We start from the raw sequence: 17,704 nt of genomic DNA on the forward strand, positions 1-17,704 counted from the left end.
CTGCGAAAGCCTCTGCTCAGCGTGCGGTGAGGCGGGTCCACGCGGCGACGTCGAATCCCCGGTGCTGGGCGATGCCGGCCATGTGCCGCACCGCGTTGTCGAGCTTCCCGCGCCAGGCCTCGACTGCGGCTGCGGCGTCCGCGGCTTCGAGGGCGCGGACGATGCGCCGGTCGTCGAGCACGATCCGGTCGGTGGCAGGGGTGTAGTCGAGCAGGAGCACCGAGATGTACATCCGCAGCCGCCGGGTGAGCGACTCGAAGGTCCGGGCCGTCTGCTCGAGGCCCGAGGTCCGCGCGAGCTCCTGCTGGAACCGCAGGTCCGCGTCCTCGACGTCCGTCCCCCGCCGCAGCGCGGCGACCGCTTCGACGCGACGCAGCGCCTGCCGGACGGGCACGAGGTGACGGCGGGGGCGGGCGGCGAGGCCGCGGAGGAGCACTGCACCGAGCACGAGGCGGGCGGCGTAGAGGTCGATGACGTCGTCGGCGGTGACCGCCGGGATGCGCACCCCGCCGCGGCCTCCGGCGAGCAGCTCCTCATCGATCATGCGCCGGATCGCCGCATCGACTGCGGCCTGCGGCACCCCCAGACGCGAGGCGAGCTGCCGCGGTCGGATCCGGTCACCGGACCGGTATCCGGAATCGATGATCTCCTGCCGGAGTGCGATCGCGAGCTGCTCGGTGAGGGAGAGGTTCTCCCGCGGCATCCAGTGCGAATCGGGGACGAGGCCGGCCTGCGGCAGCCGGTCACCGGATGCGTCGCGGACCGCGGCAGACGATTCAGAACTCGTGGTCTGTGCGATCGATCGTGTCTCCGCGGCGCTCCGGGTGCCGAGGTCGGCGCCATCGGCGATCCAGACGAGTCCTTCGAGTCCGCGCGAGACCCGTGCGGCGAGCGCGGTGAGGAGCGCTCCCGGGATCGCATCGACCGCGCCGAGCGCCTCGCGCACGGTGTCGACGAACTCCGCGTGCTCACTCACTGCGGTGAGCCGCGCACCGCCGTCGCGGCGGCCGGCGGCCGGCTCCTCCGCATGGCCCATCGCACACCCGCGCCCGGCCCGGCGACCGCCGTCACCGTCGGCGGAGTCCCGGAGCGCACCCTGCGGATCGAAGGCGATGATGCGATCGACCCCGCGGGCCTCGAGCACCGCGCGCGCGGGCTCGGGCACCTCCGGGCCCGCGGTCGCACCGAACTGCCGCTCCCAGCGCACCAGGCCCGCACTGCCGAGGGCGGCGGTCACCCCGGCGCAGCGCCGCCGGAACGCTCGGCCGCCCCGGGTCCGGACGGCCGACGCCGCCACCTCGGCGCACCCGAGGAGCAGGACCGGATAGGCGGCGACGACGGCGACGAGCCGGAACCGGGGCGATCGCGGTCCCACCGCGAGTCCGGACATCGCGCGGGACACGACGCTCTGGCTCAGACCGGTGGCGACCGCGACGGCGCGCGTCGAGTAGTCCGGCGCATCGATCCGCGCTCCCGCAGTGGCGAGCACCGCCGACACGACCGCGGCGGCGGTGTCCTGGATCCGCGGCCGGCCCGACCGCGGCCGGTCGGCGAGTCCCTCACCCGAAGCCGCGCGCGCCGTCCAGCGGCGCACCGAGGCCGCGGACACCCCGAGCTCCGCGGCGACGTCCGCCGCCGTCCGGCCGGCGCGCACCGCCGCACACGCCTGCTCGCGCACGGCGACGGGGACCGGTCTGCCTGCCACCGCCACCTCCGATTCTCATCACTTATGACTCATCCTAGGTCGCCCAAGGAGCCTGAGCACCTGTGCACGCCGCCGGAGCGCCCGCACACTGGAACCCACGCTCGACGACGAGCTGCCGCCGGAGATCCCGGCGGGCCGCGATCACGGAGGTTGCCATGCTCAGCGCTCCCGGTGCCACGCCCACCACTCCCAGCACCACTCCCAGCACCGGTCTCACCCGTCTCACCGAGGCCGCCGTCGCCCGTGTCCGACACTGGCTGCGGATCTCCGCGGGGACGCCCGCCGCCCGCACCCCGGCCGCGGACCGGCTTTCGGCCGTGCTCTCCGATCCCAACGGGCTCGACTTCACCGTCGGATTCGTCGACCGGGTCGTCGGTACGGACGACGTCCGCGCCGCCGCCGACGCCCTCGTCGATATCGCGCAGCTCACCCCGGAGACGATGTCCGCGCTCGACCGCGCACAGATCCGGGCCGGCGCCGCCCTCGCTCCGCTGGCCCCGCAGCTCGTCGTGCCGGCCGCGCGCGCCCGCCTGCGCTCCATGGTCGGCCACATGGTCGTCGATGCGCGCGACGAACCCTTCGGAAAGGCGGTCGCCGAGCTCACCGCCGACGGCCACCGGCTCAACATCAACCTCCTCGGCGAGGCGGTCCTCGGTGAGGAGGAGGCCGACAAGCACCTCGCCGAGACCCGCCGCCTGCTCCACCGCGAGGACGTCGACTACGTCTCGGTCAAGGTGTCCTCGATCGCCTCCCAGGTGTCGATGTGGGCCTTCGACGAGACCGTCGACTACGTCGTCGACCGACTGCTCCCGCTCTATCGCGAGGCCGCGTCCTCACCGGCCGGCAGCCGCTTCATCAACCTCGACATGGAGGAGTACCAGGATCTCGAGCTCACCCTCGCGGTCTTCATGCGGATCCTGTCCGACCCGGAGCTCAGCGGGCTCGAGGCCGGGATCGTGCTCCAGGCCTACCTGCCCGACGCCCTCGGTGCGATGCAGCGGCTGTCGGAGTTCGCGAGCGCACGGGTGGCCGCGGGCGGCGCGGGCATCAAGGTCCGCCTGGTCAAGGGAGCGAACCTCGCGATGGAGCGGGTGCACGCCGAGGTCGCCGGCTGGGAGCTCACCACCTGCGGGTCCAAGCAGGCCACCGACGCCAACTACAAGCGGGTCCTCCACTGGCTGTTCACCCTGGAGCGGATGGCCGGGCTGCGGATCGGCGTCGCCGGCCACAACCTCTTCGACATCGCCTTCGCCCATGAGCTCGCAGCGGCCCGCGGGGTCACCGCGGCGGTCGAGTTCGAGATGCTCCAGGGCATGGCCGCGGAGCAGGCCGCCGCCGTGAGCGCCGACGTCGGAGAGCTCCTCCTCTACGTGCCGGCGGTCCACCCCCGGGAGTTCGACGTCGCGATCTCGTACCTCGTCCGGAGGCTCGAGGAGAACTCCGCGCAGGAGAACTTCATGTCCGGGATCTTCGAGCTCCGCAACGGCAACGCCGTGTTCCGGCGCGAGGAGGACCGGTTCCGCGCCTCCGTCGACGACCTCGCCGCACTCCTCGCGGACGCCGGCGACACCCCGCCCGGCCCCAACCGCCGGCAGGATCGGAGTGCGGAGTACACCTCGGATGCGGTGCTCGGCGCCTTCGCCAACGAGCCGGACACCGATCCCTCCCTCCCTGCCAACCAGTCGTGGGCACGCGGACTCATGGAGGAGGCGACCGCCCCCGGGTGGCTCGACACCCGGCCCGCACCGGAGCCCGTCGACTCGGTCGAGGCCGTCGACGCGCTCGTCGAGACCGGACGCCGCGCGGCGGCAGAGTGGCGCGCGCTCGGTGCGGCCGGGCGCGGAGAGGTGCTGCTCCGGGCGGCCGTCATCGTCGCCGCGCGCCGCGGCGAGTTCCTCCAGACGATGGCGGCGGAGGCCGACAAGAACCTCGAACAGTCCGACCCCGAGGTGTCCGAGGCGATCGACTTCATCCGCTACTACGCCGACCGGGCCCTCGAGCTCGAGGAGGTCGCCGGAGCGCACTTCACCCCGGACTCGCTCGTCCTCGTCACCCCGCCATGGAACTTCCCCGTCGCGATCCCCACGGGTTCGACCGTGGCGGCGCTCGCCGCGGGAGCTGCCGTCGTCCACAAGCCGTCGATGCCGACACCGCACTGCTCGGCGCTCCTCGTCGAATGCCTGTGGCAGGCCGGGGTCCCGCGCGAGGTCCTCCAGCTCGTCGCCCCGGTCGAGGGCGACGTCGGCCGGGCGCTCGTCGCACACCCCGGCGTCGACCGCGTGATCCTCACCGGCGCCTCCGAGACGGCCGCGCTGTTCCGGGAGTTCAACCCGGAGCTCGCGATCAACGCGGAGACCTCGGGCAAGAACGCGCTCATCGTCACTCCGGCCGCGGACCGGGACCTCGCGATGGCCGACCTCGTCCACTCTGCGTTCGGCCATGCCGGGCAGAAGTGCTCGGCCGCCTCGCTCGCGATCATGGTCGGGTCCACCTACGGATCCCGGCGCTACCGCAATCAGCTCGTCGACGCGGCGTCCTCCCTCGTCGTCGACTGGCCGGCGAATCTGTCCGCGAGCATGGGACCGCTCACCGAGGAGCCCTCCGACAAGCTGCTCCGCGCGCTCACCACCCTGGAGCCCGGGGAGAGCTGGGTGCTCGAACCCCGGCAGCTCGACGACTCCGGCCGCCTGTGGTCGCCGGGCATCAAGGACGGTGTGAAGCCGGGCTCGTTCTTCCACCTCACCGAGTGCTTCGGACCGGTGCTCGGCCTCATGCATGCGGACACGCTGGCCGAGGCGATGGAGCTGCAGAACCAGGTCGACTTCGGCCTCACCGCCGGCATCCACTCGCTCGACGCCGCCGAGGTCGCGACCTGGCTCGACACCGTGCAGGCCGGCAACGTCTACGTCAACCGCGGCATCACCGGCGCGATCGTCCAGCGTCAGCCGTTCGGCGGCTGGAAGAAGTCCTCGGTGGGCCTGGGGTCCAAGGCCGGCGGCCCGAACTACCTCATGCTGTTCGGCGACTGGTCGGACGGCTCGGTGCGCGACGAGGCCTGGCTCGACGCCGCCCGCGCGAGCGATCGGCGGGCGTGGGAGCAGGAGTTCGGCCGCGCCTCCGACCCCACCGGCCTCACCGCCGAGGCGAACATCTTCCGCTACCTGCCGCGCGCCGTCACCGTGCGCGTCACCGCCGCCGCACTGGCTCTCGAGGTCACCCGCACCGCGCACGCCGCGCAGCTCGCCCAGACCCCCGTCACCTGGTCGGTGTCCCCCGACGCCGCCGCTGAGGTGCGCGCCGCGGTCGAGGACGCCGCCCGGGGTGCCGGGCAGCCGGCAGGGTCTGACGGGCCGGCGGGCGCCTCGGGCACGGCCGGGTCCACCGGTGCGGTTTCCACCGGCGAGGGTGGCGTCGCGATCGAGTCGGCGGCCGGCTTCGCCGCGCGCGTGGAATCCGGCGCTTACGACGACGGGGTGGGCGCACGGGTGCGGATGATCGGCGCGGTCGAGCCCGAACTCACCGGCGCGATCGCGCAGCGCCCGGAGGTCGCGGTCGTCGACGATGCCGTGACCGGCTCCGGCCGCGTCGAGCTCCGCTACTTCGTGCAGGAGCAGGCCGTGTCGATGACGCTCCACCGGTTCGGCAACCCGAGCCGCAGCTTCCACGCGCTCGCGGAGTCGCTCTGCCCCGACCGCCGCGCCGGCTGATCGCGCGTCCGTTCGGGAGTGTGGGGCTTCCGGTGGAGTGTGGTGGCATCAGCGCCACCACCCTTCATCGAAAGCCCCGCAGTCGTGTCCACGGATGCCGTGCACTCGGGCTCGTGCCCCGGGGTGCGCCGGCAGTCTTCCGCGGGGGTGGGCGTTCGCAGTAGCGTGGACGCATGAGTGAGTACGCACCGGCGATCGCCACGGTCCAGATCGACAACGAGTTCACCCGCGTCACCGAGTGGCGGTTCCCCCCGGGCACGGAGACCGGCATGCACGTCCACGAGATGGACTACGTGGTCGTGCCGACCGTCGCCGGCACGCTGACGGTGGTCACGCCGGAGGAGACCTTCGCCAATGAGATCGTCCCCGGCGCCTCGTACACCCGGTCGGTGGGCAGCGAGCACAACGTCATCAACGAGACGGATGCCGAGTGCGCCTTCGTCGAGGTCGAGTTCAAGCAGCGCCGCGGCTGATCGACCCCGCGCGCATCACTGGTACGACACGAACCAGGGGCGCGGCTCGACCTCGTAGGTCTGCTCGGGGGTGAAGGTCGGGGTGTCCTCGTCGTAGAAGTTCTTCCACGCCATGAAGATGCCCTCCGGCAGCCCCTCCTGGAGCGCGTTCCACGTGCCCATCTTGAGGTCCGGGGTGCCGTTGCCGTCGGCGTGGAGGACGATCGCGAGCTCGGGGTGCGAGGTGTCGATGTCCTGCCGGTCGGAGATCATCCCGAGCGAGAACTGGTGAAGGATGAACACCTTCTGCGGCAGTGAGTTCTCCGTGGTGAGCTCGGCGAGCCATTCGGCGGTCTCGTTGACCTCCGCCGCGGTCACCGAGCCGATCTGCTCCATGTGGCGCTGCCCGGGCTCGAGCCGCCATTCGGGGTCGAGCGCGAGCCCGACGTGGGGTTCCTTGAGCAGATCCTCGTACTCCTTGGCCTGGGTGAGGAAGTCGGTGGTGCCGGGCTGCAGGTCGAGGACGACGTACACGCCCGCCTCGCCGGCGGCGTCGACCCATTCGCGGATGAGCTCCGGGTCGAGCTCGGTGGAGTAGTTGCCGTCGGGCCCGGGGACCGCCGAGGCGACTGTCGTGATGATCTCGAACGCCGGCACCACCTGGACGTCGGAGTGCGGCTCGTAGTCCTCGGCCAGCCCCTTGACCCGCTCGATCGTCGCCTCGAGGTCCTGCTCGCCGAGGATCCCGAGCGAGGCGACGCCGGGGGAGCCGTAGGCGGCGATCATGCGCCGGCCCGGGAAGGCGAGCTGGCCGCCGCCGGGGAGCTCGGGGGCGGTCGCCGCGGTGGCGGCCTTCGCGGTGAAGTCGTCCGCCTCGCCGAAGGTCTCGCCGAGGGCGAGCAGACCGCCGGCCGGGTCATCGCCCGCGGCATCCTTCGTCGCGGCCACGGTGTCGCCGTCGAGGCGCGGGTCGCCGCCGGGCACCTCGGCCACGGCTCCGCCGGCGGCCTCGACGTTCGCGCGCGCGGCGACCTCGGCCGGGGACTCCGCCTCCGGGTCGACGAAGAGCGAGGCGCCGGCCGGCTGCTCGTCGACGGCCACCTCGGGAACGGCGCCGGTGTCCTCGGCCTGCACCTCGACGACCTCGAACCCGTCGCCGAGCGCGGAGAGGTCGGTGCCTGCCGGGGTGACGAGGGTATCGGCGCCGAGGCGCTCGAGCTCGTCGGCGACGGCCTGCTCGGTACCCAGCAGGAGCGGCAGCCGGGCCTCCGATGCCACCGGGGCGGCGGCTTCGGCGGCATCTGCGGGCGCGACGACGGCGACGTCGGCGGATTCGAAGAGGAGGGAGCTGAGCTCGACGGCGGTCTGCGCGGCGTCGTCGCCCGGCAGCACTGCGGTGGCGGGCGGGGTGTCGACGAACTGCACGGACTTCTCCGAGTCGGTCGAGCACGCGCCCAGGGTGACGACGAGGACTGCCGCCGCGCCCGCCGCGACGGACCTGCTGATCCGACCGGACCGACCACTCATCTGCACCACCACTGCGCACCGCACCCTTCTTCGAAACAAGATTCCTTGGCGCCAGTCTACGACCGTCGGGCAGGGCCCGGGTCCGCACGACGCCGGGAGCAGCGACGGCACCAGGGCCGGATTGGTGTGATGTTCAACTTCCGTTGCGACGCCGGCCACCCGTTCCTGAGTGTCGCCTGAGTACAGTGCTGGCATTCCCGCTTCCGAACAAAGGTTCTCCATGCGCATTCTCAGACTCTCGAGCAGGACGGGACCGGTGAGCGTCCTCGCCGCGACCGCCGCCCTCTCCCTCGCCGCACTCCCCGGCCTCACCCCGGTCCTCGCCGCCGCTCCGACAGAGATCTCGGAGATCGCCTACGCCGGCGGCGACGACACCGACTTCATCGAGATCAAGGGTGCGCCGGGCACCGACCTGGGCGGCTTCGTCGTCGGCTCGGTGAGCCGCGGCGGCTCCCCGCAGACCGCCGGTCACTGGACCACCCTGCCCGCAGGCACCGCGGTGGACGACTCCGGCACCGCAGTCGTGCGGCTGCCGATCACCAACTCGGTGAACTCCGGCGCCGCGGCGGACGGCAGCTACGGCTCCTCGGTCTTCCTCATCGACCCGGCCGGCACTCTCGTCGACTTCGATCAGATCGGCGGCGTGGTCGGCGGCCGCGGTGTCACCGCCGGGACCGGTGCCGCGGTGCCCGAGGCGCTGCGCGGCGAGACCGCCACGCCCACCGGGGCGACCGCTCCGCGCGGCGGGTCGATCTTCTGGGACGGCACTACCTGGACCGCCGGCGACCCCACCCCGGGCGCGCTCCCCGGCGCTGCGCCGACACCGGACCCCACGGATCCGACCCCGGATCCCACCGACCCCGCCGACATCACCGCGATCGCCGACATCCAGGGCACCGGCGCGGCGAGCCCGCTCGACGGGCAGACGGTGACCACCCGCGGCGTCGTCACCGCCGTCTACCCGACCGGCGGCCTGAACGGGTACTACATCCAGACCGAGGGCACCGGCGGGGACGAGCACGCACTCGACGGCGCCTCGCACGGGATCTTCGTCTACTCCCGCGACACCGCCGGCCAGGTGCAGACCGGCGACTTCGTCGAGCTCACCGGGCGGGTCTCCGAGTACTACGAGCAGACCCAGCTCACCGTCGCCGCCGGCGGCTTCCGGCCGGTCGCCGAGGCGGCCGCGGCACCCAAGCCCTACGCCGGGGAGTTCCCCGACGGGGACGAGGCGCGCGAGTCTCTCGAGGGCATGCTCCTGCAGCCGTCCGGTCCCGTCACGGTGACCGACAACTACGGCACGAACCGCTACGGCGAGGTCGGTCTGGTCAACGGCACCGACACCCTCCGCCAGCCCACCGACGTCCACCGTCCCGGCACGCCCGAGGCCCAAGAGCTCGCCGCCGCGAACGCCGAGCGCGGCTATGTGCTCGACGACGGCGCGACGGTCGACTACACCCGCGGCGCGACGGAGACCCCGGTCCCCTACCTGGGCGGCGACGTCCCGGTCCGTGTCGGCGCACCGGCGGCGTTCACCTCGCCGGTGGTGCTCGGCTACGGCTTCGATGCCTGGCGGATGCAGCCGCTCACCCACCTCACCGGTGAGAATGCGGAGAGCACCCTGCCGGTGACGGTGGAGAACACCCGCGAGGACGCCCCCCGGGAGGTCGGCGGGGACGTCACCGTCGCGAGCTTCAACGTCCTCAACTACTTCGTCTCGCTCGGCGAGGACGAGTCGGGCTGCCGGTACTACGCCGACCGCGAGGGCAACCCGACGACGGCGAACAACTGCGATGTGCGCGGCGCCTACGACCGGGCGAGCTTCGACCGGCAGTGGCCCAAGATCGTGTCGGCGATCAACACGCTCGACGCCTCGGTGGTCTCGCTCGAGGAGATCGAGAACTCCGCGCGCTTCGGCAAGGACCGCGACGCCGCGCTCCAGGACCTCGTGACCCGGCTCAACGAGGCCGCAGGCATGGAGAAGTGGGCATACGCCGAATCGCCGGCGCAGCTGCCGGAGAACGGCGAGGACGCGATCCGCACCGCGTTCATCTACCAGCCCGCTGAGGTCGCGCCCGTGGGCGATTCCGTGCTCCTCGACGACACGGCGTTCGACAACGCACGCGCCCCGCTCGCACAGGCCTTCGCCCCGGTCTCCGATGACTCGGCCGCGGGTGACGACGCAGCCGGCGCCCGCGCACAGCAGGCCGCGGCGGACGACGAGGCGACCTTCGTGACGATCGCCAACCACTTCAAGTCGAAGGGTTCCGGCTCGGGGCCCGGCAACGAGGATTCCGGTGACGGGCAGGGCGCTTCGAACGCGGACCGGGTCGCACAGGCCCGGGCGCTCGTGACCTTCGCCGACGAGCAGGAGGCCGCGCACGGCACCGAGCGCACGTTCCTGCTCGGGGACTTCAACGCCTACACCGAAGAGGACCCCATGCAGGTGTTCTACGAGGCCGGGTACCGGAACATCGGCAAGGAGATGACCGAGGAGTCGACGTACTTGTTCGGCGGCCTCACCGGCAGCCTCGACCACGTGCTGGCCACCGAGCCGCTGTTCGCGGCCGCGACCGGTGCGGACATCTGGAACATCAACTCCGTCGAGTCGATCGGGCTCGAGTACAGCCGCTACAACGCGAACATCACCGACCTGTACGAGACCGGCCCGTTCCGCTCATCCGACCACGACCCACTGATCGTGGGGGTGGACCTGGTGGAGGACGACGAGGCACCCGGTGAGGACCCGAGCGAGGACCCGACCGACGGTCCGAGCGACGACCCGACCGAGGGGCCCGGCGGCGATGACCCGTCCGCGGAGCCGACCCCCTCGGACACTCCCGGCGGCGACCCGGCTCCGAGCGATGAGCCCGGCGACCGGCCGACCGACGACGGCCGGGGTGATGACGGAACCGACGGCGGCGATGACGGCCGCGGCGACCGGGGTCAGGACGATGACGGCCAGGGCGGCGACGACCGGGACGACGACACCGCCGGCTCCGGCGAGCGCGGCTCCGACCGCGACGGCGGCAGCCTGCCGCGCACCGGCTCCGAGCTCGGCGGGCTCGCGATCGGCGCTGCGCTCCTCGCGATCGGCGGCCTCACCCTGCTGATCTCTCGCCGCCGCAGGGGCTGATCCCCGGGCGGCCGGCCTGAGGCTGCGGCTCGCGCCTCGACGTGCGGGCTGCAGCCGGGGTCGAGGGCAGTCGTCCATGAGAGCGGCCCGGCGGGGTCCGGTGCACCGGATCCCGCCGGGCCGTGAGGGCCTGTTCCGTGCTGTGCGCCACGAGGGATTCGAACCCCCAACCTTCTGATCCGTAGTCAGATGCTCTATCCGTTGAGCTAGTGGCGCCCATCGACGCGGCAGTGCCGTGACGACCGGATCAACTATACACACCTTCCGGCGCAACGGGAAATCACCGTCCGCGGCCACGCCCTCCGACCGCGGTCTGAACGGATGCGGCCGGGCCGCCCGACCGCGGCCCGGGCTCCCGGTGCCGGGCCGGTCGACTGCGATCCTGCTCACCGACGCCCAGCCGGACCTGCCGACGACAGTTCGAGCGTCGTCATGATCACCTCGGGCGTCCGAGCGTCGTGACGATCGCCGCGAGCGCCATCGTGGCGGCTGCGCGACGACCAGAGAGAGACCCAATGGTGGACTTTGTCATTTATATGGCAGAATCCGTCATCGATCTGCACCATCCACGTCATGCACCCGGTTCCTGTGACTCAATCCACAGGGAAGAGCACCGGTTACCGGGCAGTCATCGTCTCGCGCCGTTCCTACTGTGGGGACATCCACCTTCCGGGTGACCACCGCGGCAGCGGGAGCACCCGGATCCGATCGTCGCACACCCTTGACGACCGGAAACCCCGACAGATCAGGAGACATCCATGACCGTCCTCGACCGTGGCTCAGTCGAAGACCAGCTCAAGGCTGCACCGACGTCCAATGAGAAGGTCCTGTCCTTCGTCCGCTCCGTCGCCGAACTCGCGACGCCCGACCGCATCGAGTGGGTGACCGGCGACCGCGCACAGCGCCAGGAGATCGCCGACGCGCTCGTCGCCGCGGGCACGCTGATCAAGCTCGACAAGCAGAAGGACTCCTACTACGCCGCCTCCGACCCGGACGATGTCGCCCGCGTCGAGGACCGGACGTACATCTGCACCCACGAGGAATCCGGCGCCGGTCCCCTCAACAACTGGATGGACCCGCAGGAGATGAAGGGGATCCTGAACGATCTCTTCACCGGCTCGATGAAGGGTCGGACGATGTACGTCATCCCCTTCGTCATGGGCCACGTCGACGCCAAGCAGCCGATGTTCGGCATCGAGGTCACCGACTCCCCCTACGTCGTGCTCTCCATGCTCGTCATGGCCCGCTGCGGGACCACCGCACTCAAGGCGATCGAGAAGCTCGACGCCGACTTCGTCGAGTGCGTCCACTCCGTCGGCGCCCCGCTCGCCGAGGGCGAGGACGATGTGCCGTGGCCGTGCAACACCACGAAGTACATCACCCACTTCCCGGAGGACCGCGCCATCTGGTCGTTCGGCTCCGGCTACGGCGGCAACGCCCTGCTCGGCAAGAAGTGCTACGCGCTGCGCATCGCCTCGGCGATCGCCCACGACGAGGGCTGGCTCGCCGAGCACATGCTCATCATCAAGCTCACCAACCCGGAGGGCGAGTCGAAGTTCATCGCCGCCGCATTCCCGAGCGCCTGCGGCAAGACCAACCTCGCGATGATCGAACCGACGATCCCCGGCTGGAAGGCCGAGACCCTCGGCGACGACATCGCCTGGATGCGCTTCGGCGAGGACGGCCGGCTCTACGCCGTCAACCCGGAGTTCGGCCTGTTCGGCGTCGCGCCGGGCACCGGCTACTCGACGAACCCGACCGCGATGCGCGCCATCGAAGCCGGCGGCAACGTCTTCACCAACGTCGCCCTGACCGATGACGGCGACGTCTGGTGGGAGGGAATGACCGACGAGACGCCCGCCCACCTCACCGACTGGCGCGGCAACGACTGGACCCCGGAGTCCGACACCCCGGCCGCCCATCCGAACTCGCGCTTCTGCACCCCGATCGAGAACGTTCCGACGCTCGCACCCGAGTGGGAGAACCCGGACGGCGTGCCGATCTCCGCGATCCTGTTCGGCGGCCGCCGCAAGACGACGATGCCGCTCATCACCCAGACCACCGACTGGAACCACGGCGTGTTCATGGGCACTGTGCTCTCCTCGGAGACCACCGCTGCGGCCACCGGCAAGGTCGGCGTCGTGCGCCGCGATCCCATGGCGATGCGCCCGTTCATCGGATACAACGTCGGGGACTACTTCCAGCACTGGCTCAACATCGGCGCGACCGAGGGTGCCCAGCTGCCGGAGATCTTCTACGTCAACTGGTTCCGCCGCGATGACGACAACTCGTTCCTGTGGCCCGGGTTCTCCGAGAACTCGCGCGTCCTCAAGTGGATCTTCGAGCGCGTCAACGGCGATGCCGAGGCCGTCGAGACCCCGCTCGGGTTCGCCCCTGCCGAGGGCGCTCTCGACACCGACGGGCTCGACATCACCCCGGAGCAGGTCCAGAAGGCCCTTGCGATCAAGCCGGAGGAGTGGGATTCCGAGCTCCGGTCGATCGAGGAGTGGTACGCCGAGCTCGGCGATCACGTCCCCGCGGCCCTCCGGTCCGAGGTCGACGAACTCCGCGAGCGCCTCGGCCTCGCCTGATCCGCAGGGGTGCGGCACGGCGCCGCCCCGGCGTGAGTCCTGCAGACCGAAGCGGGTGCTGTCCTTGAGCCAGGACAGCACCCGCTTCTTCTGCGTCTCCGGGAGCGAGTCGGCGCTACCCGGCCCCCGGCTCCGCCTCGGCCGCGATCACTGCGAGCACACGCTCGACGATCGCGCCGGCGCGCTCACTGGTCATGAAGTCGGATTCGACGACCCGGGCGATCGCGATCCCGTCGCAGACCGCGAGCACGGTCTCGGCGGCCTCCGCCGGCGCCGGATGTCCGGGGTGCGCGAGACCGACGAGACGCGCGAACGCTGCGCGCAGCTGCGCCCATCCCGCGCAATGGATCTCCGCAAGAGCAGGTGACACCCGGGCGAGCCCGACGAAGTCGAGCCAGACACCGGCCATCGCCCGATCCTCGTCCCGTTCGATCGCGAGCATTCCGGCGAGCTCCCGGAGCACGTCGCACGCCGAGGCGCCCTCGGCGACGAGCTCGCCGACGCCGGCGGTCACGTTCGCGGAGATCAGCTCCATCGCCGCCTCGAGCATCTCGTCCTTCGTCCGGAAGTGATGCTGCACCGCGCCGACCGACACGCCTGCGCGCTGTGCGACCGCGCGCACGCTCGCGCGTTCGATCCCGGAGTCGGCGATCACCGCGATGATCGCCTCGACGATCCGCGCTCTGCTCTCGGTCGTCATCGTCCTCGCCTCCTCCCGTCGCCGTGCCGTCGGCCCCGGCCGAACTGCGGGGCGGCGTCCGTCGGCACACCGGTGCGGACACCTGGACGACACCGACAATACAAGTGTATTGCACGATGGGCAATACACTTGTATTGTCAGTCCCATGACGCACTCCCCTCACCCCGACATCCCCTCATCACTCTTCGCCCGCCGGCGGGCACCGTCCCGAATCCCTCTCCCCTGCCGGGACGGGAGCCGTCGGCGGCGCGACCGGTCGCCGGACGACGGCGGCGCGGATCGGCGGTCTCGACATCGCCCGCGGCATCGCCGTGCTCGGCACCCTCGGCACGAACATCTGGCTCTTCTCCCATCCGGCGGGCATGCTCGGGTCGCTCCTCGATCCCTTCGCCGGACTCAGGCCCGGCGCGGAGACGCTCGCCTACCAGCTCCTCAGCACGCTCACCAACGGCAAGTTCCTCGCGCTGCTCATGATGATGTTCGGCATCGGCGTCACCCTCCAGTACGCCGCCTGGCAGCGCCGGGCCGCGCGGGCCGAGTACCGGCCGGGAGAGGGAGTGCGCCGCCGCGGATGGCTGCGCACCTACGCCCCGCGCGCTGCGCTGCTGTTCGTCGACGGCCTCGTCAACTTCCTCCTCGTCGCCGAGTTCGACATCCTCATGGGGTACGCCTTCACCGGCTTCGTCGTCGCCGCGATCATCGCGACGAGCCCGCGCACGGCCCGGATCTGGGCCTGGATCGCAGGCGCCGTCCACGCCGCTCTCATCCTGCTCCTCAGCGCCTCCCTCCTGCTGTTCCCCGAGGCCGCCGGCATCGCCGACGGCAGGCCGGCGGACAGCGCTGCCGCCTGGCCGCTGTGGAACGGGATCAACCCCTACCGCGAAGCGGGCTTCTTCGAGCTCGCGCTCTTCCGCCTCGACTACGCGGTGATGTTCCGGGCGGAGCCGCTCCTCACCTTCGCGATGGGCGTGTGCCTCTTCATCGTCGGAGCACGGCTGTACGACGCCGGGATCTTCGACTCGGCCGGTGCCCGCCTACGGCGCCGCGCGATGCTGCTCGGAGCCGCGGCCGTCCCCGCGGACGTCGCGCTCGGAGTCATCGGCAGCCCGGCCGCGGTCCTCGCCCAGCGCTATCTCACCGCCACCCTCGTGGCGGTCGGGCTGCTCGCTCTCATCGCGCACCTCACCGCACCGCGCGACGGCGCCGCAGTCGAGCGCCCGCGCACCGGGATCCCGGGAGCCGGCCTGTTCGCGGCGGTCGGGCGCATGTCCCTCACGTGCTACGTCGGCCAGAACCTCGTCGCCGGTGCGCTGTTCTACGGCTGGGGCCTCGATCTCGTCGGACGCTTCCCGGACCAGCGCCTGCTCATCACCGTCCTCGGATTCGTCGCGGTCCTCGCCGTCGTCGTCGCGTTCATCCTCACCTGGCAGCGCCTCGTCCGCGGACCGGCCGCCCGCGGGCCGCTCGAGTGGCTCACCCACGCCGCGCTCCAGCGCCTGCGCTGATCCGCCGCTCCCGCAGGACGGACCGGGCGCCCGGACCGTGCGACGTCGTCCATCCAGACGGTCGGGGCCGCACGGACCGGGAGGGTGACGTTTCCGTCACGGATGCCGCGCACGCCCCTCCGATCCTGTACAGATGCCGCACCGCTTCCTACAGTGGCAGTTCCGGACCGTGCGATGAATCACCCGCCGAAGGATACGCAGCCATGACCGACAGCCATTCGCCCGAACCCGCCCAGGACACCCGCTCCACCGCCTCGAGGGTACGGGACGGCGGCCGTCGCACCGCGGTGCTCGGCGCGATGTTCCTCATGGCGACGAGCTCGATCGGCCCGGGATTCATCACCCAGACGAGCGTCTTCACCGTGCAGCTCGGCGCGGCCTTCGCGTTCGCCATCCTCGTGTCGATCCTCGTCGACATCGCGATCCAGCTCAATGTGTGGCGGGTGCTCGGCATCTCCGGACTGCGGGCCAACGAGCTCGCGAACACCGTCCTGCCCGGTCTGGGCTGGGTGCTCGCGGCATTCATCTTCATCGGCGGGATGATCTTCAACATCGGGAACATCGGCGGGACCGGCCTGGGCCTCAATGCGATGGTCGGACTCGACCCGCGGATCGGCGGCGCGATCTCCGCCGCCGTCGCGATCCTCATCTTCCTCTCCAAGCGCGCCGGCCTCGCGCTCGACCGGATCGTCGTGCTCCTCGGCGCGATCATGATCCTCCTAATGATCTACGTCGCCGTCGTCTCCGCTCCGCCGGTGGGCGAGGCGCTGAAGAACACCGTCATGCCCGAGCAGGTCGACTTCCTCGTCATCACCACGCTCATCGGCGGCACGGTGGGCGGCTACATCACCTTCGCCGGTGCCCACCGCCTCATCGACTCCGGGATCAAAGGCCCCGAGCACAGCGGCAGCATCACCCAGGCCTCGGTGCTCGGCATCATCACCACCGGCATCATGCGGGCCCTGCTGTTCCTCGCGATCCTCGGCGTGGTCGCCGGCGGTACAGCGCTCGCCGGGGACACCATCGCCGCCGACGCCTTCCGCGCGGCCGCCGGGGAGATCGGGCTGCGCGTGTTCGGCGTGGTGCTATGGGCGGCCGGTCTCACCTCGGTCATCGGCGCCTCGTACACCTCGGTCACCTTCATCACCAAGCAGACGGTGTCGCCGCGCGTCCGGAACTGGACCACGGTGGCGTTCATCGCCGTGTGCACCGTCCTCTACCTCGTTCTCAACCAGGCGCCGCAGACGCTGCTGATCTTCGCCGGAGCGGTCAACGGCCTCATCCTGCCCCTCGGCTTCGCCATCGTCCTGTGGGTGGCCTGGCGGCGGCGCGATCTGCTCCAGGGGTACCGGTACCCGATCTGGCTCGCGGTGCTCGGCACCGTCACCTGGCTGCTGACGATCTACCTGGGTTGGAACTCGCTGTCCGGCATCGCCGGCCTGTGGACCTGAGCCGGGGCAGCCGATGACGCACGAGGAGAACGCCGCTCTCGCCCCGGCGGCGGCCCGCGCCCGGTTCCGGGAGGGCCTCGTCGTGCCGACATCCGGGTTCAGCGCGGGATACGCGCAGGCGAACCTCCTCGCGGTGCCCGAGGAGTACGCGTTCGAGTTCCTCCTGTTCGCCCAGCGCAATCCCAAGCCGTGCCCCGTGCTCGGCGTGCTCGAGGCCGGGCAGGTCGAATCCGCGCTGCTCGCCGGCGGGGACATCCGCACCGACGTGCCGCTCTATCGCGTGTACCGGGACGGCGAGCTCGTCGACGAGGTGGCGGACGCGAGGGAGAGCTGGCGCGACGACCTCGTGGCATTCCTCATCGGGTGCTCCTTCACGTTCGAGTCGGCGCTGCTGGAGAACGGCGTGCCGGTCGCCCACATCGACCAGGGCGTCAACGTGCCGATGTACCGGACCACGGTGCCGACGACCCCGGCGGGCCGGTTCTCCGGCCCGCTCGTCGTGTCGATGCGGCCCGTGCCGGCCGACCGCGTCGCCGATGCCGTGCGGATCACCGCGCGCTATCCGGCCGTCCACGGCGCGCCGGTCCATGTGGGCGACCCGGCCGCACTCGGCATCGCCGACCTCGGCCGCCCGGACTTCGGCGACCCGGTGGAGATCCCCGACGGCGCGGTGCCGGTGTTCTGGGCCTGCGGGGTCACCCCGCAGGCGGCGGTCATGGAGTCGCGACCGTCGCTCGCGATCGCCCACGCACCCGGCCACATGCTCATCACCGACGCCCGCGACCTCACCTACCAGGTCCCCTGAGACCGCAATTTCCGAAGGTTCCTGAGAGCGAAACCGCACGAATTCGCAATGTCGGCCGCGGGTCACGGCCGCCATCGGACAGGACTGATCGGCTGATGCGCTCGAGCACGACCGCCTGCGCCCCG

Annotated in this window: 10 protein-coding genes and 1 tRNA gene; 7 read left to right on the plus strand and 4 right to left on the minus strand. The window is 71.4% G+C overall.

All coding sequences use genetic code 11. The features are described 5' to 3' along the window. Positions 1–16: 16 nt before the first annotated feature. Entirely contained in the window at positions 17–1,705 is a 1,689-nt protein-coding gene (locus C1A17_RS08140; RefSeq protein WP_245873587.1) for an FCD domain-containing protein, read from the minus strand. A 155-nt stretch (positions 1,706–1,860) separates the two neighbouring features. On the opposite strand from C1A17_RS08140, the gene C1A17_RS08145 reads away from it, so the two are divergent. Both C1A17_RS08145 and C1A17_RS08150 read left to right on the plus strand, forming a co-directional pair. Further along, positions 1,861–5,412, plus strand: coding sequence for a bifunctional proline dehydrogenase/L-glutamate gamma-semialdehyde dehydrogenase (locus C1A17_RS08145; protein ID WP_101652541.1), 3,552 nt, complete (start codon positions 1,861–1,863; stop codon positions 5,410–5,412). 173 nt (positions 5,413–5,585) lie between these two features. Beyond that, the gene (locus C1A17_RS08150) at positions 5,586–5,885 is read left to right on the plus strand and encodes a cupin domain-containing protein (RefSeq protein ID WP_101652542.1); all 300 of its coding nucleotides are present in this window, start codon (positions 5,586–5,588) and stop codon (positions 5,883–5,885) included. A 15-nt stretch (positions 5,886–5,900) separates the two neighbouring features. Here the strand turns inward: C1A17_RS08150 and C1A17_RS08155 are convergent, their stop codons facing one another. Beyond that, complete coding sequence (locus C1A17_RS08155) at positions 5,901–7,391, minus strand: hypothetical protein (RefSeq protein ID WP_101653590.1); 1,491 nt, start codon at positions 7,389–7,391, stop codon at positions 5,901–5,903. Positions 7,392–7,611: 220 nt separating this feature from the next. Here C1A17_RS08155 and C1A17_RS08160 point away from each other — a divergent pair, with 220 nt between their 5' ends. After that, on the plus strand, positions 7,612–10,527 hold the full coding sequence (locus tag C1A17_RS08160; RefSeq protein ID WP_146000607.1) for an ExeM/NucH family extracellular endonuclease: 2,916 nt from the start codon (positions 7,612–7,614) through the stop codon (positions 10,525–10,527). A 143-nt stretch (positions 10,528–10,670) separates the two neighbouring features. On the opposite strand, the gene C1A17_RS08165 is transcribed toward C1A17_RS08160, so the two are convergent. Beyond that, positions 10,671–10,743, minus strand: a tRNA-Arg gene (locus tag C1A17_RS08165). A 542-nt stretch (positions 10,744–11,285) separates the two neighbouring features. Here C1A17_RS08165 and C1A17_RS08170 point away from each other — a divergent pair. Next, positions 11,286–13,118, plus strand: coding sequence for a phosphoenolpyruvate carboxykinase (GTP) (locus tag C1A17_RS08170; protein WP_101652544.1), 1,833 nt, complete (start codon positions 11,286–11,288; stop codon positions 13,116–13,118). A 115-nt stretch (positions 13,119–13,233) separates the two neighbouring features. Here C1A17_RS08170 and C1A17_RS08175 read toward each other — a convergent pair whose 3' ends face one another. Continuing rightward, complete coding sequence (locus C1A17_RS08175) at positions 13,234–13,818, minus strand: TetR/AcrR family transcriptional regulator (protein ID WP_180953248.1); 585 nt, start codon at positions 13,816–13,818, stop codon at positions 13,234–13,236. Positions 13,819–14,129: 311 nt separating this feature from the next. Here C1A17_RS08175 and C1A17_RS08180 point away from each other — a divergent pair, with 311 nt between their 5' ends. From C1A17_RS08180 to C1A17_RS08190, 3 genes are all read left to right on the plus strand, one after another. After that, positions 14,130–15,323 (plus strand): DUF418 domain-containing protein, encoded by a 1,194-nt coding sequence (locus C1A17_RS08180; protein WP_245873588.1) that lies wholly within the window; start codon positions 14,130–14,132, stop codon positions 15,321–15,323. Positions 15,324–15,526: 203 nt separating this feature from the next. Beyond that, a complete protein-coding gene (locus tag C1A17_RS08185; RefSeq protein ID WP_245873590.1) occupies positions 15,527–16,774 on the plus strand; it encodes an NRAMP family divalent metal transporter in 1,248 nt (415 codons plus the stop codon). 13 nt (positions 16,775–16,787) lie between these two features. Then, the gene (locus C1A17_RS08190; protein ID WP_101652546.1) at positions 16,788–17,579 is read left to right on the plus strand and encodes a putative hydro-lyase; all 792 of its coding nucleotides are present in this window, start codon (positions 16,788–16,790) and stop codon (positions 17,577–17,579) included. The last annotated feature ends 125 nt before the right edge of the window (positions 17,580–17,704 follow it).

Source organism: Brevibacterium ihuae (genome assembly GCF_900184225.1).
GTDB classification, from domain to species: Bacteria; Actinomycetota; Actinomycetes; order Actinomycetales; family Brevibacteriaceae; genus Brevibacterium; species Brevibacterium ihuae.

Coding starts and splice junctions, on each gene's coding strand:
- C1A17_RS08175 (WP_180953248.1), bottom strand. CDS start 13,818: ATGACGACCGAGAGCAGAGCGCGGATCGTCGAGGCGATCATCGCGGTG.
- C1A17_RS08190 (WP_101652546.1), top strand. CDS start 16,788: ATGACGCACGAGGAGAACGCCGCTCTCGCCCCGGCGGCGGCCCGCGCC.
- C1A17_RS08155 (WP_101653590.1), bottom strand. CDS start 7,391: ATGAGTGGTCGGTCCGGTCGGATCAGCAGGTCCGTCGCGGCGGGCGCG.
- C1A17_RS08145 (WP_101652541.1), top strand. CDS start 1,861: ATGCTCAGCGCTCCCGGTGCCACGCCCACCACTCCCAGCACCACTCCC.
- C1A17_RS08170 (WP_101652544.1), top strand. CDS start 11,286: ATGACCGTCCTCGACCGTGGCTCAGTCGAAGACCAGCTCAAGGCTGCA.
- C1A17_RS08160 (WP_146000607.1), top strand. CDS start 7,612: ATGCGCATTCTCAGACTCTCGAGCAGGACGGGACCGGTGAGCGTCCTC.
- C1A17_RS08185 (WP_245873590.1), top strand. CDS start 15,527: ATGACCGACAGCCATTCGCCCGAACCCGCCCAGGACACCCGCTCCACC.
- C1A17_RS08150 (WP_101652542.1), top strand. CDS start 5,586: ATGAGTGAGTACGCACCGGCGATCGCCACGGTCCAGATCGACAACGAG.